A 25,761-nucleotide genomic window follows, 5' to 3' on the forward strand; every position below is an offset into this window, starting at 1 on the left:
TATATTTGGTAATATTACAATTAAACAAAATGATTGTTTTTAATTATTATGAAAAGAAATACTACGCAAATTTTAATAATAGCTTTATGTTTTGTCTTTCTAGCTAGTTCTAATTTAAATGCTCAAAAGTTATTAAGAAAAGTATCTTTAAAGCAACAGATTGAGAATTCTAGTCTAGTTATAGAAGGAGAAGTACTATCTAAAAAATCATTTTGGGACAAAACAAATGAAAAGATATTTACATCAAATATTGTTAAAGTATATAAGGTTTTTAAAGGACAACCTAGAGAAACAATAGAAATAATTACTCGAGGAGGTATTATAGGAATGCAAAATCAATTAATTGTGCCTAACTTAAAGTTAAATAAAGGAGATTTAGGTGTTTTTACATTAAATGATAATACTACTACATTTAGTAATAAAGTTTCAAATAAAAAGAGTTTTACAGTATATAGTTCTTTGCAAGGATTTTATAAATATAAACTGCATGATAATAAAATAATACATCCATTTAAATCGGGAAAAAGCACTTCAAGCACTTTGTATAATGATATTATGCAGCTTACAAAAAAAGAATACATAGAATATGCTGAATTATCAAAATATACTAGTCTTAAAACAACTTCAAAAACAAGTAAAACATTAGTTCCTAATGCTATTAGTTTTTCTCCAACAACTATAACTGCTGGAACAAAATCAACAATAACAATTTCAATACCTCCTGGTTCAACAGGAGATTTTGGTGTAAATAAAGGGAAGGTAAGTTTTAGTAGTGGAGATGATGGAGGTGATACTTTTATAGACGCCTTAGACACACAGGTAACCTGGTCTTCCACATCTATTACTGTTCAAGTGCCATCTGGAGCAGGTACTGGAAAAATCATGGTGACTGATGATTCTTCAAATAGTATAACATCTGTTGAAGATTTAACGATTCCTTATTCAGAAATTAATGGTGAATTTGAATTACCTACTGATTCTGGAATTATTTATGCTTACCAAACAAGGCATGTTAATAATGATGGAAGTGGAGGTTATATTTTTAATATGCAAACAAGTTTTAATGCAAATACATCTGCAAAAGCAGCATTTCTAAGAGCATTGGATACTTGGAGATGTGAAACTGGAATAAATTTTACCATTGGGAATACTGTTTCTAGTGATTCAAATGGTGTAAATATTATAAGGTTTGATGTAGGATCGGAATTGCCTGTAGGAACTTTAGGTCAAACAAGCTATTCTTTTTCTGGTTGCGGAAGTACAATTGAAGATTTTGAGGTATATACAGCTGAAATAGATATTGCTTTTGATGATGGAGAAGATTGGTACTATGGTATAGGTACACAGGGGTTTAAAATTGATTTTGAGAGTGTGGCTCTTCATGAATTAGGACATGCGCATCAATTAGGGCATGTAATAGATAATTCCCCTTTTAGTAATAATGGAAATGATGTTATGCATTACGCTATTGGTTTAAATGAGCAACAAAGAGTATTGTCGTTAAATAATATTGCTGCAGCAAATGATGTTCAAAGTAGAAGTGAGTCAAACCTTCCTTCTTTTTCATGCTTCTCATCAAAATCTCCAATGGTAGAATATTCTTGTAACTTAAGTGTTGAAGATCAGGAATTAATTAATTCAATTAGTGTATATCCAAATCCAAGTTTTGGGCGTTTTTATATTAAAAATGAATCTTTTATTAACTTACAAAAAGTAGTTATTTATGACGTAAGTGGACGATTAATATCTAATATTAATATTTCCGATACATCTAGAGTAAAAGAAATTAATTTAACAGGTATTACGAAAGGAATGTATTTTGTAAACATCCATTCAGAGAACGCTATTATTACTAAAAAAATTGTTTTTGAATAATAAGAGTTAACAAAACACTTAGTTAAAACCATTCTAAATAACAAAAACATGACAATTGTTTGTTGTCTATAAAAGCTCCCTGACCTACATTTGCATAACATAAAATAACTAATAAAATATGAGCGGATTTATTAAATCTTCAATTGGAAGAAAGGTAGCCATGGCACTTTCGGCTCTCTTCCTTATTTTCTTTTTAATTATTCATTTAGCGGTTAATATAACATCGCTTTTTAGTGAAGACCTTTTTAATGAGTTATCCCATTTTATGGGAACCAATCCATTAGTGCAATTTGCTTTACAACCTGTTTTAATTTTTGGTGTTGTATTTCATTTTGTTTTGGGTTTTGTATTAGAAATTAAAAATAAAAAAGCGCAAGGAGTTGCTTATGCTAGAAATAATGGTGCAGCAAATTCTACTTGGATGAGTAGAAATATGATTTATAGTGGTCTTGCCATTTTGGCATTTATACTTTTACACTTTATTGATTTTTGGTTGCCTGAGGTAAACCATAAATATATAGAGTTTTTACCAGAAGATCCAACAAGATATTTTGGTGAGTTACAGCATAAGTTTGTTCCTATCTGGAGAGTAACAGCATATGTAGTTGCATTCGTGTTTTTAGGGTTACACTTAGCACATGGTTTTACATCGGCATTCCAATCTATGGGAGTTACGGCATCAAGAAAGAAAACATTACAAAATATTGGTAAAATGTATTCAATTATAATTCCTTTAGGATTTATAATTATTGCACTTTTTCATCACTTTAACCATTAATCTTAGTATAGTATGGCTTTAGATTCAAGAGTACCAAAAGGTCCAATTAAAGATAAATGGACAACTTATAAAGATAAAATCAATCTTGTTAATCCTGCAAACAAACGTCATATAGATGTTATTGTTGTTGGAACAGGATTAGCTGGAGGTTCAGCTGCTGCAACATTAGCAGAGTTAGGATATAATGTAAAAGCATTTGCTTATCAAGATTCACCACGTAGAGCGCATTCTATTGCAGCTCAAGGTGGAATTAATGCAGCAAAAAACTATCAAGGTGATGGTGATTCAACATACAGATTATTTTATGATACCGTAAAAGGAGGCGATTACCGTTCTCGTGAAGCTAACGTTTATCGTTTAGCTGAGGTGTCTGCAAATATTATCGATCAATGTGTAGCGCAAGGTGTTCCTTTTGCTCGTGATTATGGAGGGCTTTTAGATAACCGTTCATTTGGTGGTGTATTAGTATCAAGAACGTTTTACGCTAAAGGTCAAACAGGACAACAATTATTATTAGGAGCATATTCAGCAATGAATAGACAAATTGCTCGTGGTAAAATTGAAATGTTTAACCGTCATGAAATGCTAGATGTTGTAAAAGTAGATGGTAAAGCAAGAGGTATTATAGCTCGTAATTTAATTACAGGGGAGATAGAAAGACATTCTGCTCATGCTGTAGTTATTGCTTCAGGAGGATACGGAAATGTATATTTCTTATCAACCAATGCTATGGGATCTAATGCAACAGCTGCTTGGAAAATTCATAAAAAAGGTGCTTATTTCGCTAACCCATGTTATACGCAAATTCACCCAACATGTATTCCACGTTCAGGTGATTACCAATCTAAATTGACGTTAATGTCTGAATCGTTACGTAATGACGGACGTATTTGGGTTCCTAAGAATATAGAAGATGTAAAGGCGATAAGAGAAGGAAGTAAAAAACCAACCGACTTATCTGAAGATGAAAGAGATTATTATTTAGAGCGTCGTTATCCTGCATTTGGTAACTTAGTGCCACGTGATGTAGCATCAAGAGCTGCTAAAGAGCGTTGTGATGCTGGTTACGGTGTAAATGCAACAGGAGAAGCGGTGTATTTAGATTTTGCAGCTGCTATTGAACGTTACGGGAAAGAGCAAGCAAAAATTCATAATATTAAAAATGCATCTGCAGAAAAGATATACGAATTAGGTCAAGCCATAGTAGAGGCTAAATATGGAAACTTATTCCAAATGTATGAGAAAATTGTAGATCAAAATCCATACAAAACTCCTATGATGATTTATCCAGCAGTTCATTATACAATGGGCGGCGTTTGGGTTGATTATAACTTAATGACAACCATTCCTGGATGTTATTGTATTGGAGAAGCTAATTTCTCTGATCACGGTGCAAACAGACTAGGAGCTTCTGCATTAATGCAAGGTTTAGCCGATGGTTATTTTGTATTACCATATACAATTGGCGATTATTTAGCTGATGATATTAGAACAGGAAAAATTCCAACTGATACTCCAGAATTTGATGAAGTTGAAAAAGAAGTAAAAGATAGAATTGACTTCTTCGTAAATAATAAAGGAACAAAATCTGTTGATTATTTCCACAAAAAACTTGGAAAAGTAATGTGGGATAAAGTAGGGATGGCACGTAATGCTAAGGGGTTAACCGAAGCAATGGCAGAAATTAAAGCTATTCGTGAAGAGTTCTGGAAAGAAGTTAAAGTACCTGGAAGTGCTAATGAAATGAATACAGAGCTTGAAAAAGCAGGACGTGTTGCCGATTTCTTAGAGTTAGGAGAGTTATTTGCAAAAGATGCTTTAACAAGAGAAGAATCTTGTGGAGGGCATTTTAGAGAAGAATCTGCTGAGGAAGATGGTCCACAAAAAGGAGAAGCTAAACGTAATGATAAAGATTTCGCTTTTGTATCTGCTTGGGAATATAAAGGAGAACCAGCTGATGCGGTTTTACATAAAGAAGAATTAGAATTTAAAGATATCGAATTAAAACAACGTTCATATAAATAATAAAGACACTATGAATTTAACACTTAAAATTTGGAGACAAAAAGACGCTTCTTCTAAGGGGCAAATGGTCGATTATAAAGTCACTGATATTTCAGAGCATATGTCTTTTTTAGAAATGATGGATGTTCTAAATGAACAATTAGTAAATACTGGAGAAGAGCCTGTTGCTTTCGATCATGATTGTCGTGAAGGTATTTGCGGAATGTGTTCTATGTATATTAACGGTGAAGCACATGGGCCTGATAGAGGTGTAACTACTTGTCAGTTACACATGCGTATGTTTAAAGATGGAGATACTATTACAATAGAACCATTTAGAGCCGCAGCTTTTCCTGTAATAAAAGATTTAATTGTTGATAGAATGGCTTTTGAGCGTATTCAACAAGCCGGAGGTTACATTTCTGTAAATACATCAGGTAATACACAAGACGCAAATTCACTACCTATTTCTAAGCATGCTGCCGATGAAGCTATGGATGCTGCAACTTGTATTGGTTGTGGTGCTTGTGTTGCTACTTGTAAAAACTCTTCTGCAATGTTATTTGTAGGTGCTAAAGTTTCTCAATATGCATTATTACCACAAGGACAAGTTGAGGCTGCAGATCGTGTTAAAAACATGGTAGCTCAAATGGATTTAGAAGGTTTTGGAAACTGTACTAATACAGGAGCTTGTGAAGTGGAATGTCCTAAAGGAATTTCATTAGATAATATTGCTAGAATGAATAGAGAATTAATGAAAGCGAACTTATAAAAACGCTATTAATTTTATAAAATTAAAATCCCATACATTTTGTATGGGATTTTTTGTTTAGCTTTAGTATCTAAATTATTTTAATGTATATAAAAGGAATTTGTCTTTTTCTGTTATTCTCTTTTTTTGAGATTAGCGGACAAACATTAACTCAAGAAAAAACTGTTTCTTTTAGTGAAGCAGCTCTACTTCAGAATTTAAAAACATTGTCTTCAGATTTATATGAAGGTAGACGCACCAGTACTCAAGGAGCAGTAAGAGCTAAGAAGTTTATTATTAATGAATTTTCTAAGTTAGATGTTTTACCTATAAATAAATCTTACGAGCAACATTTTTCATTTATAAACCATAGAAAACAATATAACGGAACAAATGTTTTAGGGCTTATTAAAGGAACAGCATTAGTTAACGAATATATTGTTATTAGTGCGCACTACGATCATGAAGGTATAAAAAACGGAGAGATATTTAATGGCGCAGATGATAATGCTTCGGGTATAAGTGCCTTATTTGCCTTTGCTGAATATTTTAAAAAGTATCCACCAAAGCATTCGGTAATTTTAGCAGCTTTTGATGGTGAGGAGTTAGATTTACAAGGCTCTAAATATTTTGTAAATCAAACAGTGGTGCCGTTAAAACAAATTAAGGCAAACCTTAATTTAGATATGATTAGTCGTAGCGATAAAAATGAATTATTTGCTGTTGGTGCTTCAATAAATAAACTATTTAAACATATTATTGAAAATGTCAAGCAATCAGAAAAGATAAAAATTATTTTAGGACACGATGGATATGATGGTTTAGAGAATTGGGTGTATGCTTCAGATCATGCTAATTTTTATAAAAAAGGGATTCCTTTCTTATATTTTGGAGTTGAAGACCATAAAGATTATCATGAACCAACAGACGATTATGAAAATATTCATCCTGAATTTTATATAGAAGCTGTTAAAGGTATTATTTCAATTTTTGAAAAAATAGACAATTCTAAAATTTAAAAATAAGCTTTTAACTGAACAGAACCTGTATGAATGGTTTGGCTAGTTTCGGTTTTTCTTCCATAATAGGTTAAGTTAAGATCAAGAAAATTGGTTAGTTTTTTTTGTGCCAATAAACTCCAAGTAAAGTTTTTTCCAGGTTGTAATCCTTCTAGCATTTGGTATGATACAGGCGTATTTGCACTACCTGTAAATGTGTTAGAGAAAAAATTAAATTCACCATTTATGGCACCTTTTTCTTTGTTAGCAAATGAAAAGGAAGCGCCATACTTTTGTTGTTTTAAAGATTCTAAACTACCAATGGTATTGTCTTTTGAAGCATATTGATAAAAGATATCAAAACGAGAATTATCGTTAAATAAATAGGATAATTTTGGGTTAAAACGGCTTTCTTCAAAGTTATAATTTTTGCTAGCAAAATTTTCGCTAATACTTTCGTTTGTATCAAAAGCAGTAAGAAGATTTACCAACCAACTTTCAGCTAGTTTATGGTTAAAATTTAATTGCTGGCTTTTTAAACTATTTTCAATAAAGCCAATAGATAGTATGTTTCTAGAAGTGTTAGATAAATAGGTGTAAGACGTTGTGTAATTTTGTTTTCCACGATTAAAAAACAAGACATTTCTAAAGTTTAATTGTAATCCTAATTGGTTTTCTAAATTGGTTTCAAACGGATTTAAATTAAAGCTATTATTGTTTCGTTTTAACTTTCTATCTATTAAATAGGAGGTTTGATTATAAAAATGCGACCAAAATTTTTGCGTTTTTTTATCGCTTACAGACCACTGTGATGGATTTATAGTAAGTGTTTGACTTAATCTGTTTTGATGCGTTTTTATAAAAATTCGATTTGGTAATAACACACGAATATATTTGCCTTGGTCTTGAAATTGTGCAATTTCAAACTCTTCTAATTCTTGTATACCATTTTCGTTATAATCAATCCATGTGTAAGTGCCTTGTCCAGCTTCAACTTCTACATACGTAAAATCTTGTTGTGGCAATGTGCCCGAATTGGTTTCAAAAATAGTATTCCACTGTATAATTTGTTTAAATAGTTTTTGATTGTATTGCAGTCTGGAGTTTATGGAACGCTCGTCACTTGTACTGAGCGAAGTTGAAGTATCAATAGTTTCGTCTTCATTATCTAGTGTTCTGTAATTAAAGTAAAGCGACAAATTTGTATTCTTATTTTGAACTAATTTAGAGTTTAAATAAAAAGTATTAGAGGTGTTTACTTTTTGTAATTCGTTATTTCTAATACTATCATTTACTCTGTTTTTATAACCAATTTCTGCAAAAACTTTGGTGCTATCTCCAACTCCGAAAAAGAGTTCGTACGATTTAAATTTCTGACTTAAAGCTGTTAATTCTTGAGTTGAAATATTTTTTTGCTCGTTGTCTTCAATAGCTAGTTTAGTCCCTATCCAACTTTTTTTCATGCCATAAGTAATCGTATTATACGATCTTAAAAACGTTGAGGTATTGGTGTTAGAATTGGCATTTAAGAAACTTGAATATGAAATAATACTTAGTTTGTTTAAAAGTAAATTTGCATTAGCAATATGTCTATTTCCTGAAAAACCATCAGAATAATTTAAATGTTCAAATTGATAATCAAGACTACCTTTTTTAGGATGGAACATTCGGATTCCAGAATTTAAAAGTGTTTGATTTCCTAAATTAGTTCCTATTCCATTAATATTCGATGGATCTAAATTCCAATCACGATTAAATTCAGGGCTATATAAACCTTCAATATTTCTATAATTAGCACTAATATAGTCGCTATCAAAAAAAGCGTTTATGCTCCAAAGACTATCGTTTTTAATAATACGTTGTTCAAAATTTAATTTTCCGGCAAATCCATCGTTGTCATCATCATTTAAATTAGAAAACGAATTCAAATCATTCTTACTAGCCGAAGCTTCAAAATTAACTTGTGTTTTTTCTGTTGGCTTATAGCTACCATTAACAACGGCAATTTGAAGTTTTGTAGGGGCAACAAGTTGAATAATTGGGGCGTAGTTTCCTTGTAAAACACCTGCGTATTCATAAATATTATTAATGGCATTAATGTTACTTAAATTATAATCGCCTTGATTTGTGCCAACCTGTGTAAAAGTAACTCGGTACAATTCATCATCTGGATTATTTGAAAAAACAAAGGCTTCAACACCATTAATAAGTTCTTTTTTATATAGAATTCTATTTTCATTTAAAGCTTCTTTAATTTCAGAAGATGCTACCATTTGTGTTTTATCATCGCCTGCATTTGCTAAAATTTGAACCTGTTCTTCAGAGAGGTTTTGTTGAAGCGGTTGGTTTTTAGAATCGTTTTCAGAATAAACAGAAACACCTATTTTTAATTTTTCACTTTCAAAATTTCCACCACCATAAGCAACTAATCGAGAATAATTACGTTCGCTAAATTGATAATCGACAGTTATTCGCATTTCAGAAGTTATGGGGTAGGTGGAATTAAAAATAATTTCTCCAGCATTATAATCAATAATATAATCTTGGTCTTCACCTCGTTTTGCAGGAATACCATTTACATAAACGGTTTCGCTACCCGATACAATAAGCACAAACAATTCGCCATTTTGCCCTTGTAATTTATAAGGACCTTGATTGCCTTCTTGTGCCGTAAACTGGCTAGTTGTAAATTGCCCTCGTACTATGGCGCCTGCGGCGAACAAATTTGTTTTTTTATCGTCTTCACCTAGATTTAAATTTACCGATAGACCTTGAACACGTTTAGAAAATGATGCAAAATAAGAGTTGTTGTTTTGTAAATCAATATCGCCTGCACGAATATTCCAATTATCGCTAAATAGCTCAATAAATACTTGATCAAACTCATCTAAACGTTGCGAATATCCACTTTCTTGTAATGGTATGTTGGCATCTTGAATAGAAGCACGAAGCGATACTTTATCATTCAGTTTTCCTGTAATTTGAAGATCTAGTTCGCTATTTAAAACAGAGTTTTGATTATTTCCTATTGTAACACCACGAGAAATACTTCCAGAGGTTGTTAAACCATCAAAAGGAATCGTGTTTTTAGTATTATTGCGTTGCGATAATTTATATAGTTTTTGAAGATTATTTGTGTTTTCTACAATAATACTTTCGTCTAACTGTTTATAGGTTTTTGTTAAAAAATCTGGAAACTTTAGGTAGTTTATAATAATAGAATCGGTTTCTATATGTTTTTTGAAAGTTAAAAGTGCTTTTCCAAAATCAACATGATATAATGTTGAATCTATATTACTTTCATCATTTCTTTTAATTGAAAATGAACTTGAATTAATACTAACACTATCAATATAAATAGAATCTTTTACAGCAACTTTTATAGTTCTATAATTGGAAGATTGATTTTGCGAAAAAACGCTAAAACCAATAAGTAAACCAATAAAAGTTAGTGTATACTTCATGAGGTACTTAAACTGTAAATAGTTTAAAATATTTTGTTAAAAGGCAATCAAAATAATAGTGTAAAAGTAAAGCATTATTTATTTTAGCTAAAATTAGATTTGTTTTTAATATAAAACAAATCTATCCTGACGTAGGTCAGAATCTTTTCAAACTTTAAGAAATAAACTATGAAAATCATATCCTATAACGTAAACGGAATAAGAGCAGCATTAAAAAAAGACTTTATAGGTTGGTTAAAAAGTGCCAATCCAGATGTTATTTGTTTGCAAGAAATTAAGGCATTAAAAGAGCAATTAGATTTAGATGTTTTTATTGAAGCTGGTTATAAATACAACTATTGGTTTAGTGCTCAAAAAAAAGGATATAGTGGTGTTGCTATTTTAAGTAAAATAGAACCTAATCATGTAGAGTATGGCACAGGAATTGAGTCAATGGACTTCGAAGGAAGAAATATTCGTGCAGATTTTGATGGTGTTTCGGTAATGAGCATGTATTTACCATCTGGAACTAACGATGCACGTTTACAACATAAGTTTGAGTATATGGATATGATTCATAATTATTTAAATGAATTACGAGCAGAAATACCAAATTTGGTAGTTTGTGGCGATTATAATATTTGTCATGAAGCAATAGATATTCATAACCCAAAAATGAAAGGTGTTTCAGGGTTTTTGCCAGAAGAACGCGAATGGTTAGGGGAATTTATTGATAGCGGATTTATAGATTCCTTTAGGTATTTAAATCAAGAAAAACAGCAATATAGTTGGTGGAGTTACCGTGCTAATGCTAGAGCAAACAATAAAGGTTGGCGATTAGATTATGCTATGGTATCAAAACCTTTACAAGAAAACATAAAAAGAGCCGTTATACTATCGGAAGCAGTACATAGCGACCATTGTCCTATTTTAGTAGAAATAGAAAATTAAATAACCCAAATAGAATTTAATAAAATGATAAAAAAAATTTCATTACTAGCCTTGTCAATTACACTTTTAGCTTCTTGTGTTTCACCAAAAGTTTATAAAGAATTAGAATCGAAGTATAATAATTTGAAGAAAGAAAATCGTAAACTTTCTGATGATAATGAATCGCTTTTAAGTGCAAAAACAGCAGCCGAAAATGAATTAAAGCAATTAAAATCTGCTTATGATGAAGCTTTAGCAGAACGCGATAAATTGCAAGCCGATTATAATGCAACAAAATCTAATTTAGATAATTTAAAAGCCTCTTATGATGCTTTAGAAAAAAATAGCTCGAAAGCCATTGCTGCCAATTCACAAAAAAATAGAGAATTATTGGCACAGTTAGAAGCTAAAGAACAAGCCTTAGCTGCCGAAAATGCACGTTTAGAAAAACTTAAAAGAGCATTAGAAGAACGTTCTAATCGCGTAGCCGAATTAGAAAATGTTATAGCTTCTAAAGATGCTGCTATGACAGCATTGAAAAATGCTATTTCAAAAGCTTTAACCGATTTTGAAGGTAAAGGTTTAACGGTAGAACAGCGCGATGGTAAAGTATATGTGTCTATGGAAAATAAACTGTTGTTTAGTTCCGGAAGTTGGGCTGTAGGTGCTGAAGGAAGACGCGCCGTAAAACAATTAGGTAGCGTATTAGGTGACAATCCAGATATTGCTGTTTTAATTGAAGGGCATACCGATAATGTACCTTATCAAGGTAGCGGACAATTAAAAGGTAACTGGGATTTGTCAACAAAACGTGCCACAGCTATCGTTAATATTTTAAGAGAAAATGACGCTATTAATGCCGAAAATTTAACAGCAGCAGGACGTGGTGAATTTGCACCAATTGCAACTAACGATACACCAGAAGGACGCGCAACAAATAGACGTATTGAAGTTATTTTAACCCCTAAATTAGATGAGTTATCTCGTTTGTTAAACGATAATTAGTCTTTGGGCGTTACCTGTTCCTGAATTAATTCAGGAACAGGTAACGCTTTTCATTGCAAGTCCTCGTTCGTACCTCACTGTGGGCTTTACGTTGCAATCGCTAACGTATAAAAAACCTTTTAGAAATATGTATTTCTAAAAGGTTTTTTATATTTACACTTCATGTAAAAATAGAGTAGACTTGTCATTCCTGCGTATGCAGGAATCCATAGTTTAGAACTAAGGTTTAATTTAAAAGATTTCCACCTTCGTGGAAATGATAAAAATATCAAGAAATGAAATACACAACATTACCAAATACCAATATAAAAGTTAGTAAAATATGTTTAGGGTCAATGACTTGGGGAAATCAAAACACCGAAGCACAAGGTCACGAACAATTAGATTATGCGTTTGACCAAGGTGTTAATTTTATTGATACAGCCGAAGTGTATCCAGTGCCAGCAACTGCTGAAACACAAGGTGCTACAAGTAAAATTATTGGAACTTGGTTGAAGAAAACTGGTCATAGAGACAAGGTTGTTATTGCATCAAAAATTGCTGGACCTGGCGATTATACAGCACATATTCGTACTACAGGTTTTAGTAAAAGCTCTATAAACGACGCTATAAATAATGAGTTAAAAAGATTGCAAACAGATTATATCGATTTGTTTCAATTACATTGGCCTGAGCGACAAACCAACACCTTTGGAGTACGAGATTATAAGCATAATCCAAACGATCCATGGAAAGATAATTTTAATGAAGTCCTTCATTCTTTAGAAGAACAGATTAAAGCTGGTAAAATTCGTTATGCAGGTATGTCTAACGAAAAAGCTTGGGGAGCCATGCGTTATATGGAAGAATCTAAAAAACACGATTTACCAAAGCTCATAACCATTCAGAATGCCTATTCGTTAATAAACAGAGTTTTTGAAGGCGATATGGCAGAAGTGTCTTTGCGAGAAAATATAGGTTTGTTAGCCTATTCTCCAATGGCTTTTGGAGTGCTTTCAGGAAAATATATTAAAGGTATTGCAGGAGATAATGCTAGATTAAAGTTGTTTCCAAGGTTTGCACGATATAGTAGCGAGCAGTGTACCGAAGCTGCAAAGCGCTATTTAAAAATTGCAGAAGATAATAATATGACTTTAGCACAAATGAGTTTAGCATTTGTTACACAACAACCTTTTGTAACCAGTAATATAATTGGTGCTACGAGTTTAGAGCAACTTAAAGAGAATATAGGAAGTGTTAATGTGACTTTAAGCGAAGAGATTGTGTCTCAAATAAATGAAGTACACGATACAATTCCTAATCCGGCTTCTTAATGTTTAGAGAATTTGTTAGGAGAGCTAAATAAAAAACAACTTGTAAATTAGATATTAATATGAAATGGAAAGGTAAAAGGCAAAGTTCTAATGTTGAAGACCGTAGAGGGCAAAGAAGTAGTTCTGGTCAAGGAATTGGCGGGTTTAATCCTATGTTATTAGGGCCATTGATTAAAATCCTTTTTTCAAAAGTTGGACTGTATATTGCAGGGGCCTTTTTGGTGATATCTTTAATAATGGGTAAAAACCCTTTGTCTTTAATTAGTACTTTACTAAGTGGTGGGGCAGTACAAACCGAATCTTCTGCACCATATACTGCAAGTGCAAAAGATCAAGAATTAGCAGATTTTAGCGCGACAATTTTGGCAAATACAGAAGATGTATGGAATAAGCTTTTAGATAATTACAGAGAACCAACATTGGTGCTTTTTACAGGTTCAGTATCTTCTGCTTGTGGTTCAGCTTCAAGTGCTACAGGTCCTTTTTATTGTCCAGGCGATGAGAAATTATATTTAGATTTAAGCTTTTTTGATGATATGGAACGTCGTATGAATGCTCCAGGAGATTTTGCTCAGGCTTATGTAATTGCTCACGAAGTTGGTCATCATATTCAAAGAATTACGGGAATATCTGAAAAAGTACAACGATTAAGAGGACAGGTTACTCAGGTTGAATATAATAAATATTCAGTGCGTTTGGAGTTACAAGCTGATTTTTTAGCAGGTGTTTGGGCGCACCATTCACAAACTATGACTCGCATGATGGAAACTGGCGATCTTGAAGAAGCTTTAAATGCTGCCAATGCTATTGGCGATGATCGATTACAAAAACAATCTACAGGTAGAGTGGTTCCAGATTCGTTTACACATGGAACTTCTGCACAACGTATGAGATGGTTTAAAAAAGGATTTGAAACGGGCGATTTATCGCAAGGAGATACATTTAATGCTACGTCATTATAGTATATATATCTTTTTATAAGTATGAAAAAAACCCGCTAACTTTAATAGTTGCGGGTTTTTTAAATTATTTAATTTGATTACCATCTTTGTCGAAAAAATGATATTCTAAGTACGTGTAAGCGTCTCTTGGTAATATTTTAACCCATTTTTTGTGTTCTAAAAACCATTTAGAACGTATCGATGGAAAGCCTTTTGTTAGGAAGGCTGCTATAAAAGGATGTGTGTTTAAAGTCAGCTTTTTATAGTCTTTTTTTAATAGTTGGTCAAGGTCGTGTGTAATTTTTTGCACAATTCCTATTGGTGCTTCAACCTCAGAGCCATTAATAATCACATCAGGATTTTCCTCGCGTGTTTTAATGTTCATTTCTGGGCGAACACGTTGTCTTGTTATTTGTATCAATCCAAATTTACTTGGAGGTAATATTTTGTGTTTGGCTCTATCATCTTTCATTTCATCACGAAGATGATTGAAAAGTTTTTGCCTGTTTTCGGCATTAGTCATATCTATAAAATCTACCACAATAATACCGCCCATATCACGTAAACGTAATTGACGCGCCATTTCGGTAGCTGCTATTAAATTAACTTCTAATGCTGTATCCTCTTGACTGTTGGCTTTATTGGATCTATTACCGCTATTTACATCTATAACATGTAGTGCTTCAGTGTGTTCTATTACCAGATACGCACCTTTTGCCATAGAAACGGTTTTACCGAACGAGGTTTTAATTTGTCTTTCAATCCCAAATTTTTCAAAAATAGGAATTTTAGACTGATACAATTTTACTATTGATTCTTTTTTTGGTGCAATTTCTTGCAAATAATCTTTAATTTGAATGTAAAGCTCTTCATCATCAACAGTAATTCCTGTAAAGGTGTCATTAAATATATCTCGTAAAATTGACGAGGCTTTATTCATTTCTCCTAATACTTTACTAGGATGATGTGCTTTGTGTAGCTTTTTACACATTGCCGTCCAACGACTAAGCAAATTTTGTAAATCTTTATCTAGCTCTGCTACTTTTTTGCCTTGTGCTACAGTACGAACAATAATACCAAAACCTTGCGGTGTGATACTTTTTACCAATCGTTTTAATCGGTCTTTTTCTTCTTTGTCTTCTATTTTTTGAGAAATAGAAATACGATTAGAAAAAGGGACTAAAACAATATATCTACCTGCTATAGAAAGCTCTGAGCTTATTCTAGGGCCTTTGGTAGAAATTGGTTCTTTTACTATTTGTACTAATAGCGATTGATTTGATTTTAAGACATCAGAAATTTTTCCGTCTTTATCAATATCTTTTTCAAATGGGAAATTTTTTAAAGAAAAATCTTTTAGTTTACCTGCGCTTACACTTTTTGTGAACTTTAAAAGAGAAGGAAGTTTTGGTCCTAAATCATGATAATGCAAAAAAGCATCTTTTTCATATCCTACATTTACAAATGCAGCATTTAAACCAGGAACAGCTTTTCTTATTTTGGCTATAAACACATCACCAACCGAAAAGTTATTCACTCCTTCATCTTTCTGTAATTCAATAAGTTTTCCATCTTTTAATAAGGCAAAATCAACTTCTCCGGAACTAGATCTAATGATCAATTCTTTATCCATTTAGTTAATTTTTATCCATACAATTAAGTACAGATGGATTATACATTATTTACCTATTAACGAATTTCTTAATTAATAGACTTCACAGGATTTTTTTAAATCCGTGGAGCTCAAAAAGCACTTATTTAACTAAGTGTGAAATTTTTTCATGAACTCATTTCAAAGAACGTTTTGTTTTTAAAACCAAAAAAAGTAGTTAATCTAACTACTCTTTTGTGGTTTATTTTTTCTTCTTGTGACGGTTAGCACGTCTACGTTTTTTACGCTTATGCGTTGCTACCTTATGTCTCTTACGTTTTTTACCACTTGGCATACATTGGAGTTTTTTAAATTAATAATTTATTTTAATGTTTTACTTAACGTCTACATTTGTTTTAACGCCTTCAACAAAAACTTTTGCTGGCTTAAATGCAGGAATATTATGAGCAGGTATTTTTATTGTGGTATTTTTAGAAATGTTTCTACCAGTTTTTTCAGCTCTAGTTTTAATAATAAAGCTTCCAAAACCTCTTAGGTAAACATTATCACCACCTTCTAAAGAAGTTTTTACTTCTTCCATAAATGTTTCAACAGTTGCTTGAACATCACCTTTTTCAATTCCTAACTTATCAGAAATCTTCGCTACTAAATCCGCCTTCGTCATTTTAATATTTTATTTTTAGGTTACTATCTATAATTTAAAGGGATGCAAATATAGGAATTAAATATTCAATATTTCAAACCTAATTCATTAAAATTTAAGAATATAAACGTTTATTTTTGTTCACCCTATTTATTCAATTAATGATATTTTCAAAAACACTAATTCGTTGGTATTCAATTAACAAGCGTGTCTTGCCATGGAGGCAAACGAATAATCCGTATTACATTTGGTTATCTGAAATTATTTTACAGCAAACACAAGTGAAACAAGGCTTACCATATTATGAAGCTTTTGTTACTAAATATCCTACTGTTTTCGATCTTGCGACTGCTAATGAAAGCGATGTGTTAAAACTTTGGCAAGGACTTGGTTATTACTCGCGTGCTAGAAATTTACATGCGAGTGCTAAGTATGTAGCAAATGAATTAAAAGGTGAATTTCCTAACAACTATAAAGACTTATTAAAGTTAAAAGGTGTAGGTGATTATACTGCAAGTGCCATTGCTTCTATTTGTTTTAATGAAGTTACAGCAGTAGTTGATGGTAATGTTTATAGAGTGTTAGCGCGTTATTTTGGAATTGATACGCCCATTAATTCATCAAAAGGCTCCAAAGAGTTTAAACAATTGGCTCAAGAATTAATTGATCATAAAAACCCTGCAGAGTTTAATCAAGCTATTATGGAGTTTGGTGCTACGCAATGTAAACCTCAAAGTCCAGATTGTTCTGTTTGTCCGTTTCAAAATGGTTGTATTGCCTTTAATAAAAATAAGATTAGTGATTTGCCTGTTAAAATTAAATCTGCGAAGGCGAAAAAGAAATATTTCAATTTTTTAGTTTTTATTTCAAAGGACGAAAAAACTATTCTTGAGAAACGAGAAGGAAAAGGTATTTGGCGAAATTTATATCAGTTTCCGTTAGTTGAAACAGAAAAAGAAGTAGACGCAACATTATTACAACCTTTAATTGTTGAACATGATTTATTACGTAACGCATCTTTTGAATTAGTGCTATATAACAAGGACGCAATTATTCATAAATTATCACATCAGCATTTGTATACTAAATTTTGGATTATTAATGTAGAAGAAATTAAGCAAAAAGGTGTATTAATTGATGAAATTCATGGTTACCCAGTCCCAATACTAATTGGTAATTTTATAGAAAGTTTTAATTTTTAGAATAGATTAGTTGCAAATCACTTTTTTTTATTAATTTTAAACAAATGGAAAGCAATTCTTTACTTTTGCTGTCTTTAAAAAACAAAAGTTATGTCTGGAACATTAAATAAGGTGATGCTAATTGGGCATTTGGGAGATGAAGTGAAAATGCATTATTTTGAAGGTGGTGGCTGCGTTGGTCGTTTCCCTTTGGCAACAAATGAAACTTACGTTAGCAAGCAAACTAATGAGCGAGTTTCAAATACCGAATGGCATAATATTGTGGTTAGAAATAAAGGTGCCGAAATTTGTGAAAAGTATTTAAGTAAAGGCGATAAGGTTTATATTGAAGGACGCTTAAAAACTAGAAAATGGCAAGATGATAAAGGTGCCGATAGATATTCTACCGAAATTCAATGTACAGATTTTACTTTTCTATCAACTAAAAAAGAAAGTGAAAATAATGATTCTGCTGCTCCAGTAGCTCAAAAACCTGCTACTAACCAAAAGGCAACTAGCGAACCTGCTGCAGAAGAAAATGATGATCTTCCATTTTAATAATAATATGTTCGATGTTGTATCTAACACCTTTTGTTTAACTAAACTTATAGTAATTGGATCCTGACCCCGCGAGTTTTAAACCTCTTTTATTAGCAATTGATTTTTCATTTGCATTTGGATATGTGTTATTATTTTTGCTTTTAGCATGTTCTGCTCTTATTTCTGGAGCTGAAGTAGCTCTTTTTTCGCTTTCAAAAACAGATATTGAGGCTGGTTTAGAGGCAAAATCAAAACGTATTCAAATTATTTCAAAATTATTAGAACGTCCTAAAAAATTATTGGCCACTATTTTAGTTGCTAATAACTTTATTAACATTGCTATCGTAATTTTATTTGCGTATTTGGGAAGTGTTTTGTTTAAATCTATAGAAAACCCTATTCTTCAATTTACTTTAGAAGTTATAATTGTTACTTTTTTAATTTTACTTTTTGGAGAAATTTTGCCTAAAATTTATGCGAGTAGAAACAATTTAAAGTTTGCTGGTTTTATGGCATATCCTTTAAGGGTTTTAGATGTTTTGTTGTCGCCTATAAGTATGCCTATGAGAAGTGTTACGATAGCTATACATAAGAAATTAGGGAAGCAAAAATCTAATTTAAGTGTCGACCAATTATCTCAAGCACTAGAATTAACGAGTGAAGAAGATACAACAAAAGAAGAGCACAAGATTTTACAAGGTATTGTGTCTTTTGGTAATACAGATACAAAGCAGGTTATGCGTCCTAGAATAGATATTTTTGCGCTTAATATTGAACAAAAATATACCGATATAATGCCTGAAATAATTGCAAATGGCTATTCTAGAATTCCCGTTTATGAAGATAATATAGATACAATAAAAGGAATTCTTTATGTGAAAGATTTGTTACCTTTTATAGATAGGAAACAGTTTGATTGGAGAAGTTTAATTAGAGAACCCTTTTTTGTGCCAGAGAATAAGAAGTTAGATGATTTAATGGCAGAGTTTCAAGAAAAAAAGGTGCATTTAGCAGTTGTAGTTGATGAATATGGAGGTACATCTGGATTAATTTCTTTAGAAGATATTATTGAAGAAATTGTAGGAGATATTAGTGATGAGTTTGATGATGAAGATTTAATGTATTCTAAATTAGATAATAATAATTATGTGTTTGAAGGGAAAACAGCTTTAAAAGATTTTTATAAAATTATAAAAGAAGAAGATGTTTCTGTTTTTGAAGAAAATAAAGGCGAAGCAGAAACTGTTGCTGGTTTTGTTCTTGAAATTTCAGGAAGTTTCCCTAAATTAAATAGTAAAATAAATTTTGAAAATTACGTTTTTACTATTGAAGCTTTAGATAAAAAACGCATTAAATTAGTAAAATTCACAATAACATAATGGCTAAGAATTTTTGTATTTTATTGATTATTATATCTTGTTTTTCTTGTGAAGACAATTATGTGCCAAAACCTAAAGCATTTTTAAGGTTAGATTATCCGCAAGCAAAATATATTGAATCAAATTTAGAACTACCTTTTGTTTTTGAAACCAATTTATTAGCAACAAAAGTAGGCTCAAAGCAAGTTAGAACTACAGCAAAAAGCTATGGTTTAAATATTGAATATCCGTTACTTAAAGCGACTTTGTTTTTAACCTATAAACCTATAGAAGATAATAATGGTATTAATTTAAAAAATTATATACGAGATGCTCAGAATTTTACACAAAAGCATATGATTAAGGCTGATGAAATACCTGTGTTTCCTTATGAGAATAAAGAACGAAAAGTATATGGGCAATTTTCAGAAGTCATAGGAGATGTAGCTTCTCCAGCACAATTTTATGTAACTGATAGTGTGAATCATTTTGTAACGGGTTCTTTATATTTTAATGTAAAAACTAAATACGATTCTATTTTGCCGTCAATAAACTATTTAGAAAAAGATATAAGGCATATTATGGAAACTATAAAATGGAAATAAAAAAGCTTCACTATTTAGTGAAGCTTTTTTATTATGTTTAAACTCGTAAACTGATTTATTTAGAAATAGTTTAATTGGTATATGAAAAATTACCAACCGTTTTCATATCAGCTACTTTGTAACTATCTCCAACTTTAGTAACTGTTTCTTCAAGAGAAGCAGGTGTTACTTTAGCATTGTCATATTCAACCATAGCTAATTTTTTATCAAAATCTACTTTAGCAGATTTTACACCATCCATTTTAGCAATTTTCTTTTCAATAGTTGCTGCACAACCCATGGCACAAGTCATACCGTTAATTGTAAATTCTGCTTTTGCATATGTTGCATTAGGGTCTAATTCTTTTATTGTTTCAGTTTCAACTTCAACCGTTTTAATTTCTGCTTTGGTTTCGTTTTTACAGCTAATAGTTATTAAACTTATAGCTGTAAAAAGTATTATATTTTTTAATGTATCCATTATCTAAAAGTATTAAGTTGATTGCAAAATTACTAAATATTGTTCTTTGTTCATTATGTTTTACTTAAAATCAGCATCTGTAACACCTTCATTTATTTTAACACTAGTAATATTCATTAAAATAGTTTGTGGACCAGTTTTTATTGCCTGAGTAAACGGTAATTTAATTTCTCCTTCATCAGAATAATTGGAATAATTAACAATAGATAATGTAGGTTGACCTTGTATTTCAGAAGTTGTTTCTACGCTAGACAGGAGCCCTGTTTTAACATTGTAATATCTAAATGAAGGATCAATTCCTTGATTAACTTTTAGTTTATAAACATCATTACCATCAATAGTTAAAATGCTTTCTAAGCTAATTTTTGAAGCGTCATAATATAATTCAGGGAAAATAGAATTTTCCTCTTTTTTTACTGCAATTTCTTTTTCTGTCATTTCCTTTTTTTGTCCCATTTGTTCCATGTAACCATTCGATCCATCAAATTTTTGCTTAATTAATACCCCCATTCCTTCAACTGTCATTTCCATTGATTGTTTGTTTGGAGACATAATTTTTAGTTCTGCTTTTGGAGTAAAAGGAGCTCCTTCAATAGTAACATCAGCATTCATTAAAATAGTCTTTACGTTTTGTGCATTTGTTTTTCCTCCAATAGCAGTAAAGTAATTTTCTAATACAGTTTGTGCTGTAATTCCGTCTGGTATAGGTTTGGTAAACTCAGGTTTGTCTGTAGGGTTAGCAAATTTATCAAAGTACTTAATAGGGATGCCTGTTTTTTCAAGATTTCCTATAACCTCACTTCCTTTTCCAACAACAACTATGCGAGCATTTTCAACTTTAAAATGTTTATTGGCAACTCGTTTAACATCTGCGATGCTAACTGCATTTATTTTTTCTAAATAAGTTGAATAAAAATCTTGTGGAAGATTGTTCAATTTAATATTAAGGGCATATTGAGCCATTGTTTGTGGTTTTTCTAATGCCATAACAAAACTTCCAACATATTGAGCTTTGGCATTTGCCAAAACTATTGGGTCTACATCTTCAGTTCTTATTCGTTTAACTTCATTAAGGATTTCTACAATTGAACTGTCTGTAACTATATTTCTTACTTTAGCGCTTGCTCTAAATCGAGAAACATATTCGTTAGAATTGATACCGGAATACGAGCCATATGTATATGCGTGTGTATCTCTTAGGTTTTTAAATAAATATCCTGTTGCACTTCCTCCTAATATAAGATTTGCAATTAATATTGAATGAAAGTCTGGATCACTCATTTTTAATTTAGTAGTGTTCATTACAGAAACGTTTGATTGCACTGCATTAGGCATATCAATAAAATTAATTTGGGTGTTCTCTACATTTGGGTTTTCTATTGGCATTTTAGCTTCTATTGTTCCAGGAGTCTTTTTCCATAATTTGAAATGTTTTTGAACTTGCTTTTTTATCTTTTTAAAATTTACATCTCCAATAATAACCAAATAAGCTTTTTCAGGATTAAAGCTGTTTTGGTAATATTTTATAACATCATCTAATGTTATATTATTTAAAGTTTCTTCAGTAATAAACTCACCACTTGGATGATGTTTTCCATAAGAAAGAGCTAGTGCTAATCGACCTGCAACTACATCAACACTTTTTTTATTTGCTTTTAATCCTTCAATTTGTTTATCTTTTTCTTTATTAAATTCGCTTTCGTCAAATAAAGGGTTAATAGTTGCTTTTGCCATTAATTCTAAAATGCGTTCAGAATATTTAGAAAGCCCACTTGCATAACCTCCTGAAGAGTTAAAATTTAAATTGGCACCAAGAAAATCTATTTCTTCGTTAAAAGCATCTTTAGTAATGGAGGTAGTACCGTTTCCAAGTAAAACTGCAAGAAGATTAGATGTGCCTTTTTTTTCTCCTTCAACAGTTGGTACATTGTCTATAGTTAAGTTATAAGATATACGGGGTAATTTATGATTTTCTACTACCATTACCTTTAAACCATTACTTAAAGTAAACTCCATTGGGGTTTGTAATTGTATTTTTGGAGCTGGTCCTGGTTCTGGTTGTTTGGACCTGTCTAATTGTGCATGAAGTCCAATAGAAAAAAATAAAATACTTATTATAATAATTATTTTGGTTTTCATTTATCTATTTTTTTAAATTTTATTTTCTTTAATTTCTGGTAAATAGTCTATAATAATTCTTTGATTTGGGTTAAGGAATTTCTTAACCGCTGCTTGAATTTCTTCTCTAGTTATAGATCTGTAAATGTTAATTTGGTCATTTATCAAATTAACATCATTGTATAATAGGTAATATCTTGCTAAACTATTTGCAATACCTTCAACACTCGAGTTAGAATTTACAAATCTGTTTTCAAATTTATTTTGAAGTTTTTGATAATCTTTTTCTGAGATTAATTCATTTTGCATTAGTACAATTTCTTCATCTATTTCTGTTAACAAATCTTCAAGAGGAATATCTCCTGAAGGTAAGCCGTATATGGCATACATACTATAATCTTTTTGCTCAATATTTAGAGCTCCAATCTGAAGAGCCATTTTTTTATCATCAACTATTTTTTTATATAATTTGGAGGTTTTGCCATCACTTAAGTATGCAGAAACCATATTAAATATATAAGCATCTCGCTCTTTGAAACCAGGAGTTCTATATGCTACTATAATACCAGGAATTTGAATATTAGGATCATATGTTGTAATTTTTTTCGATTGAATTATCGGTTTTTCTTTTGGAAAGTCTCGAACTATTTTTTCGCCTTTTGGAATAGCCGAATAGTATTTTTTTATAAGCTTTTTTGTCTCAGGAATATCAATATCTCCTGCTACTACTAAAACTAAATTGTTTGACACATAATACTTATCATAGTAATCCTGAAATTCTTCAACTGAGGCAGCGTCAAGATGCTCCATTTCTCCAATGTTCTTGTATCTGTATGGGTGGACTTCAAACAAATTTTCACTTAGAACGAATAAAAACTGACCGTAAGGTCTATTGTCATATGTCGAACGTTTTTCTTCCTTTACTACTTCATTTTGGGTGTCAACAGCATCTTTATTAATAATTGGATGTAATAACCGTTCAGAGTCCATCCAAATAGCAAATTCTAGATTGTTAGATGGAAATGTTTGGTAATAATATGTTCTGTCAATTGATGTGTTGGCGTTACCTTGGCCGCCACGAGAGGCTCGGAGTTTTCTCCATTCTCCTTTTTTAATGTTCTTTGTAGTTGCTGAAGCTAATAGATGCTCATAAAAATGAGCAAAACCAGTTCGTTCAGGATTATTATTGCCGCCAGCATCTTTTCCTCCAACGTCTGCCATAAATCCAACTGTTATTACTGGAGCAGTATTATCTTGATGTAAGATAACGTGTAGGCCGTTTTCTAAATCCATTTCCTCAAAATCCACCTTTTGTGCATAAACAAAATGTAGACTAATGGATAAACAAACTAGCGTGAATAAGTATTTTTTCATCTTGATAGAGTATTTTATATTTAAAAATTAAATATATGATAATTTAATAGGTATTGGAGTGAATGGTTTAAATTTTAATACCTAATTAACATTATAATTTGAAAATTTAGTACTTAAAATAGTGTTTTTTATTAATTTTTTTACGAAATTGAAATACAAATAAGACTTATAAACATGAAAAAATTATCACTTACTCTTCGGTTTGGACTTGTTACAAGTGCTGTTTTAATTCTTATTTTTTAATTTTAGCACTTTTTAATTTACATACAAACCCTTTTTTTAGTTTTTTTAATGCCGTTATTACTGCTTTTGGTATATACGAAGTTGTTCGTTTAAGCAAGCTAGAAGATGCAGATGCTTTTTCATATGGAGAAGGTTTTAAAATAGGTGTTACTTCTGGAGCTATTGCTACTATATTATTTACAGTTTTTCTTGCTTTATTCTACCGAAATTAACTCTGATTTTTTACCTCAGTTATTAGATTCTATGAATGGAGGTTTTAATATAAACGAAGGTTTAATTGCTTTTATAGTTGCTATTATGGGATTTGCAACAACTTTAGTTTCTACACTGGTTGTTATGCAACTTTTTAAAAACAACAGAAATATTAATCAAAACAAATAAAACGTTTGTAGATTAATTATTTAGCTGTATATTTGCACTCATTTTTGAACAAAATTAATAAATAAAAACGTTACGCTATGTACGCAATTGTAGAGATAGCAGGGCAACAATTTAAAGTTGTTAAAGACCAAAGAGTTTTTGTTAACCGTTTACAAACAGAAGAAGGAAAGCAAGTTGCTTTCGATAATGTTCTTCTTTTAGATGATGGTAACAATGTAACTGTAGGCGCCCCGGCTATAGACGGAGCTCAAGTAGGAGCAAAAGTCTTAAAGCACCTTAAAGGTGATAAAGTTATAGTTTTCAAAAAGAAAAGACGTAAAGGTTACCGTGTAAAAAACGGACACCGTCAGTCTTTAACCGAAATTGTAATTGAAAGTATTGCTGCTTCTGGAGCTAAGAAAGCTGCCCCAGCAAAAGCAACTAAAAAAGCAGAACCTAAAAAGGCTGCTCCTAAAAAATCAACAGCAAAAGCAGACGATTTAAAGAAAATAGAAGGTATTGGTCCAAAAATAGCTGAAACATTAGCTGCTGCAGGTATTGCAACATATGCTGATTTAGCTAAATCTAAACCAGAAGCTATTTCTGAAATCATCGCAGGAGTTCGTGGAAATCACGTAACTGACACATGGCCAGCACAAGCTAAATTAGCTGCTGATGGTAAGTGGGATGAGCTTAAAAAATGGCAAGACGAATTAGATGGAGGTAAAGCGTAATTGCTTAACTTCTTAAGTTTAACAATATAAAATCGAAATAAAATGGCACATAAAAAAGGAGTCGGAAGTTCGAAAAATGGTAGAGAATCAGAATCAAAACGTTTAGGCGTTAAGATTTTTGGTGGACAAGCTGCATTAGCTGGAAATATCATTGTAAGACAAAGAGGTAATACACATCACCCAGGTGAGAATGTATATTCTTCAAAAGATCACACTTTACACGCTTATGTTGATGGTGTTGTAAAATTTACAAAGAAAAAAGATAACAAATCTTATGTTTCTATTGAGCCTTTTGAAGCTTAGGAAATAATTTTCTTTTAAAAGTTTAAAACCCTTTCTGGAAACAGGAAGGGTTTTTTGTTGTCTAAATTTATTTATAAATATCCTGTATGCTTATCTAAAGTTTTTTTAATGTTAATTAGGTGTAAAGTTCAATTGCTTTTAGGCTGATTGATAACTTTAATTTAAAAATCACTTAAAACTCTTGCTTCATTG

The 25,761-nt window shown here is 31.3% G+C and carries 22 protein-coding genes; 16 read left to right on the plus strand and 6 right to left on the minus strand.

The window, feature by feature from the left end; all coding sequences use genetic code 11:
* The first annotated feature begins 48 nt into the window (after positions 1–48).
* From ACH5TW_RS11035 to ACH5TW_RS11055, 5 genes are all read left to right on the plus strand, one after another.
* Positions 49–1,875, plus strand: coding sequence for a T9SS type A sorting domain-containing protein (locus tag ACH5TW_RS11035; RefSeq protein ID WP_439336561.1), 1,827 nt, complete (start codon positions 49–51; stop codon positions 1,873–1,875).
* A gap of 118 nt (positions 1,876–1,993) precedes the next feature.
* Positions 1,994–2,653: a succinate dehydrogenase cytochrome b subunit gene (locus ACH5TW_RS11040; RefSeq protein WP_439336562.1), complete on the plus strand. Its 660-nt coding sequence runs from the start codon at positions 1,994–1,996 to the stop codon at positions 2,651–2,653.
* 12 nt (positions 2,654–2,665) lie between these two features.
* On the plus strand, positions 2,666–4,678 hold the full coding sequence (locus tag ACH5TW_RS11045; protein WP_439336563.1) for a fumarate reductase/succinate dehydrogenase flavoprotein subunit: 2,013 nt from the start codon (positions 2,666–2,668) through the stop codon (positions 4,676–4,678).
* Between the two features lie 10 nt (positions 4,679–4,688).
* Positions 4,689–5,429 (plus strand): succinate dehydrogenase/fumarate reductase iron-sulfur subunit, encoded by a 741-nt coding sequence (locus ACH5TW_RS11050; protein WP_439336564.1) that lies wholly within the window; start codon positions 4,689–4,691, stop codon positions 5,427–5,429.
* An 83-nt stretch (positions 5,430–5,512) separates the two neighbouring features.
* The gene (locus ACH5TW_RS11055; protein ID WP_439336565.1) at positions 5,513–6,427 is read left to right on the plus strand and encodes a M28 family peptidase; all 915 of its coding nucleotides are present in this window, start codon (positions 5,513–5,515) and stop codon (positions 6,425–6,427) included.
* Here the strand turns inward: ACH5TW_RS11055 and ACH5TW_RS11060 are convergent.
* On the minus strand, positions 6,424–9,870 hold the full coding sequence (locus ACH5TW_RS11060; RefSeq protein ID WP_439336566.1) for a DUF8818 domain-containing protein: 3,447 nt from the start codon (positions 9,868–9,870) through the stop codon (positions 6,424–6,426). The two genes, ACH5TW_RS11055 and ACH5TW_RS11060, sit on opposite strands and share 4 nt — an antisense overlap.
* Positions 9,871–10,038: 168 nt before the next feature.
* On the opposite strand from ACH5TW_RS11060, the gene ACH5TW_RS11065 reads away from it, so the two are divergent.
* The 4 genes from ACH5TW_RS11065 to ypfJ all read left to right on the plus strand — a co-directional run bounded on the left by ACH5TW_RS11065 (position 10,039) and on the right by ypfJ (position 14,059).
* Positions 10,039–10,800 carry an exodeoxyribonuclease III gene (locus ACH5TW_RS11065; RefSeq protein ID WP_439336567.1) on the plus strand — a complete coding sequence of 254 codons (762 nt, stop codon included), beginning with the start codon at positions 10,039–10,041 and terminating at the stop codon, positions 10,798–10,800.
* A gap of 24 nt (positions 10,801–10,824) precedes the next feature.
* Positions 10,825–11,784 (plus strand): OmpA/MotB family protein, encoded by a 960-nt coding sequence (locus ACH5TW_RS11070; protein ID WP_439336568.1) that lies wholly within the window; start codon positions 10,825–10,827, stop codon positions 11,782–11,784.
* Positions 11,785–12,059: 275 nt separating this feature from the next.
* Positions 12,060–13,097, plus strand: coding sequence for an NADP(H)-dependent aldo-keto reductase (locus ACH5TW_RS11075; RefSeq protein WP_439336569.1), 1,038 nt, complete (start codon positions 12,060–12,062; stop codon positions 13,095–13,097).
* A 59-nt stretch (positions 13,098–13,156) separates the two neighbouring features.
* Positions 13,157–14,059, plus strand: coding sequence for a KPN_02809 family neutral zinc metallopeptidase (gene ypfJ, locus ACH5TW_RS11080; protein ID WP_439336570.1), 903 nt, complete (start codon positions 13,157–13,159; stop codon positions 14,057–14,059).
* Positions 14,060–14,123: 64 nt separating this feature from the next.
* Here ypfJ and ACH5TW_RS11085 read toward each other — a convergent pair whose 3' ends face one another.
* Positions 14,124–15,671, minus strand: a complete 1,548-nt coding sequence (locus ACH5TW_RS11085) for an Rne/Rng family ribonuclease (RefSeq protein WP_439336571.1) — start codon at positions 15,669–15,671, stop codon at positions 14,124–14,126.
* A 352-nt stretch (positions 15,672–16,023) separates the two neighbouring features.
* Positions 16,024–16,314 carry an HU family DNA-binding protein gene (locus ACH5TW_RS11090; protein ID WP_439336572.1) on the minus strand — a complete coding sequence of 97 codons (291 nt, stop codon included), beginning with the start codon at positions 16,312–16,314 and terminating at the stop codon, positions 16,024–16,026.
* A 140-nt stretch (positions 16,315–16,454) separates the two neighbouring features.
* Here ACH5TW_RS11090 and mutY point away from each other — a divergent pair, with 140 nt between their 5' ends.
* The 4 genes from mutY to gldD all read left to right on the plus strand — a co-directional run bounded on the left by mutY (position 16,455) and on the right by gldD (position 19,977).
* A complete protein-coding gene (gene mutY, locus ACH5TW_RS11095) occupies positions 16,455–17,495 on the plus strand; it encodes an A/G-specific adenine glycosylase (RefSeq protein WP_439336573.1) in 1,041 nt (346 codons plus the stop codon).
* Positions 17,496–17,585: 90 nt separating this feature from the next.
* Positions 17,586–18,032 (plus strand): single-stranded DNA-binding protein, encoded by a 447-nt coding sequence (locus tag ACH5TW_RS11100; protein ID WP_439336574.1) that lies wholly within the window; start codon positions 17,586–17,588, stop codon positions 18,030–18,032.
* 56 nt (positions 18,033–18,088) lie between these two features.
* On the plus strand, positions 18,089–19,393 hold the full coding sequence (locus ACH5TW_RS11105; protein ID WP_439336575.1) for a gliding motility-associated protein GldE: 1,305 nt from the start codon (positions 18,089–18,091) through the stop codon (positions 19,391–19,393).
* Positions 19,393–19,977, plus strand: a complete 585-nt coding sequence (gene gldD / locus ACH5TW_RS11110; protein ID WP_439336576.1) for a gliding motility lipoprotein GldD — start codon at positions 19,393–19,395, stop codon at positions 19,975–19,977. Before ACH5TW_RS11105 ends, gldD begins: the two co-directional genes overlap by 1 nt.
* Before the next feature lie 70 nt (positions 19,978–20,047).
* Here the strand turns inward: gldD and ACH5TW_RS11115 are convergent, their stop codons facing one another.
* Genes ACH5TW_RS11115 through ACH5TW_RS11125 form a run of 3 tightly spaced genes read right to left on the minus strand, consistent with a single transcriptional unit; the run spans position 20,048 to position 23,929 of the window.
* Positions 20,048–20,437, minus strand: a complete 390-nt coding sequence (locus tag ACH5TW_RS11115; RefSeq protein ID WP_439336577.1) for a heavy-metal-associated domain-containing protein — start codon at positions 20,435–20,437, stop codon at positions 20,048–20,050.
* Between the two features lie 60 nt (positions 20,438–20,497).
* Positions 20,498–22,576 (minus strand): M16 family metallopeptidase, encoded by a 2,079-nt coding sequence (locus ACH5TW_RS11120; protein ID WP_439336578.1) that lies wholly within the window; start codon positions 22,574–22,576, stop codon positions 20,498–20,500.
* Positions 22,577–22,588: 12 nt separating this feature from the next.
* Positions 22,589–23,929 (minus strand): M16 family metallopeptidase, encoded by a 1,341-nt coding sequence (locus ACH5TW_RS11125; protein WP_439336579.1) that lies wholly within the window; start codon positions 23,927–23,929, stop codon positions 22,589–22,591.
* A gap of 432 nt (positions 23,930–24,361) precedes the next feature.
* On the opposite strand from ACH5TW_RS11125, the gene ACH5TW_RS11130 reads away from it, so the two are divergent.
* The 3 genes from ACH5TW_RS11130 to rpmA all read left to right on the plus strand — a co-directional run bounded on the left by ACH5TW_RS11130 (position 24,362) and on the right by rpmA (position 25,569).
* Positions 24,362–24,553, plus strand: coding sequence for a hypothetical protein (locus tag ACH5TW_RS11130; protein ID WP_439336580.1), 192 nt, complete (start codon positions 24,362–24,364; stop codon positions 24,551–24,553).
* Between the two features lie 77 nt (positions 24,554–24,630).
* Entirely contained in the window at positions 24,631–25,266 is a 636-nt protein-coding gene (gene rplU, locus ACH5TW_RS11135) for a 50S ribosomal protein L21 (protein ID WP_439336581.1), read from the plus strand.
* 42 nt (positions 25,267–25,308) lie between these two features.
* Positions 25,309–25,569, plus strand: coding sequence for a 50S ribosomal protein L27 (gene rpmA, locus ACH5TW_RS11140; protein ID WP_072400165.1), 261 nt, complete (start codon positions 25,309–25,311; stop codon positions 25,567–25,569).
* Positions 25,570–25,761 lie beyond the last annotated feature (192 nt).

The organism is Thalassobellus sediminis, from assembly GCF_044386045.1.
Classification (GTDB): Bacteria; Bacteroidota; Bacteroidia; order Flavobacteriales; family Flavobacteriaceae; genus Thalassobellus; species Thalassobellus sediminis.

Bases quoted from the DNA above. Each gene is read 5' to 3' on its own strand.
- ACH5TW_RS11115 (WP_439336577.1), bottom strand. From the start codon at position 20,437: ATGGATACATTAAAAAATATAATACTTTTTACAGCTATAAGTTTAATA.
- ACH5TW_RS11035 (WP_439336561.1), top strand. From the start codon at position 49: ATGAAAAGAAATACTACGCAAATTTTAATAATAGCTTTATGTTTTGTC.
- ACH5TW_RS11125 (WP_439336579.1), bottom strand. From the start codon at position 23,929: ATGAAAAAATACTTATTCACGCTAGTTTGTTTATCCATTAGTCTACAT.
- ypfJ (WP_439336570.1), top strand. From the start codon at position 13,157: ATGAAATGGAAAGGTAAAAGGCAAAGTTCTAATGTTGAAGACCGTAGA.
- ACH5TW_RS11070 (WP_439336568.1), top strand. From the start codon at position 10,825: ATGATAAAAAAAATTTCATTACTAGCCTTGTCAATTACACTTTTAGCT.
- gldD (WP_439336576.1), top strand. From the start codon at position 19,393: ATGGCTAAGAATTTTTGTATTTTATTGATTATTATATCTTGTTTTTCT.
- mutY (WP_439336573.1), top strand. From the start codon at position 16,455: ATGATATTTTCAAAAACACTAATTCGTTGGTATTCAATTAACAAGCGT.
- ACH5TW_RS11065 (WP_439336567.1), top strand. From the start codon at position 10,039: ATGAAAATCATATCCTATAACGTAAACGGAATAAGAGCAGCATTAAAA.
- ACH5TW_RS11075 (WP_439336569.1), top strand. From the start codon at position 12,060: ATGAAATACACAACATTACCAAATACCAATATAAAAGTTAGTAAAATA.
- ACH5TW_RS11045 (WP_439336563.1), top strand. From the start codon at position 2,666: ATGGCTTTAGATTCAAGAGTACCAAAAGGTCCAATTAAAGATAAATGG.
- rplU (WP_439336581.1), top strand. From the start codon at position 24,631: ATGTACGCAATTGTAGAGATAGCAGGGCAACAATTTAAAGTTGTTAAA.
- ACH5TW_RS11085 (WP_439336571.1), bottom strand. From the start codon at position 15,671: ATGGATAAAGAATTGATCATTAGATCTAGTTCCGGAGAAGTTGATTTT.
- ACH5TW_RS11040 (WP_439336562.1), top strand. From the start codon at position 1,994: ATGAGCGGATTTATTAAATCTTCAATTGGAAGAAAGGTAGCCATGGCA.
- ACH5TW_RS11100 (WP_439336574.1), top strand. From the start codon at position 17,586: ATGTCTGGAACATTAAATAAGGTGATGCTAATTGGGCATTTGGGAGAT.
- ACH5TW_RS11060 (WP_439336566.1), bottom strand. From the start codon at position 9,870: ATGAAGTATACACTAACTTTTATTGGTTTACTTATTGGTTTTAGCGTT.
- ACH5TW_RS11055 (WP_439336565.1), top strand. From the start codon at position 5,513: ATGTATATAAAAGGAATTTGTCTTTTTCTGTTATTCTCTTTTTTTGAG.
- ACH5TW_RS11050 (WP_439336564.1), top strand. From the start codon at position 4,689: ATGAATTTAACACTTAAAATTTGGAGACAAAAAGACGCTTCTTCTAAG.
- ACH5TW_RS11120 (WP_439336578.1), bottom strand. From the start codon at position 22,576: ATGAAAACCAAAATAATTATTATAATAAGTATTTTATTTTTTTCTATT.
- ACH5TW_RS11090 (WP_439336572.1), bottom strand. From the start codon at position 16,314: ATGACGAAGGCGGATTTAGTAGCGAAGATTTCTGATAAGTTAGGAATT.
- rpmA (WP_072400165.1), top strand. From the start codon at position 25,309: ATGGCACATAAAAAAGGAGTCGGAAGTTCGAAAAATGGTAGAGAATCA.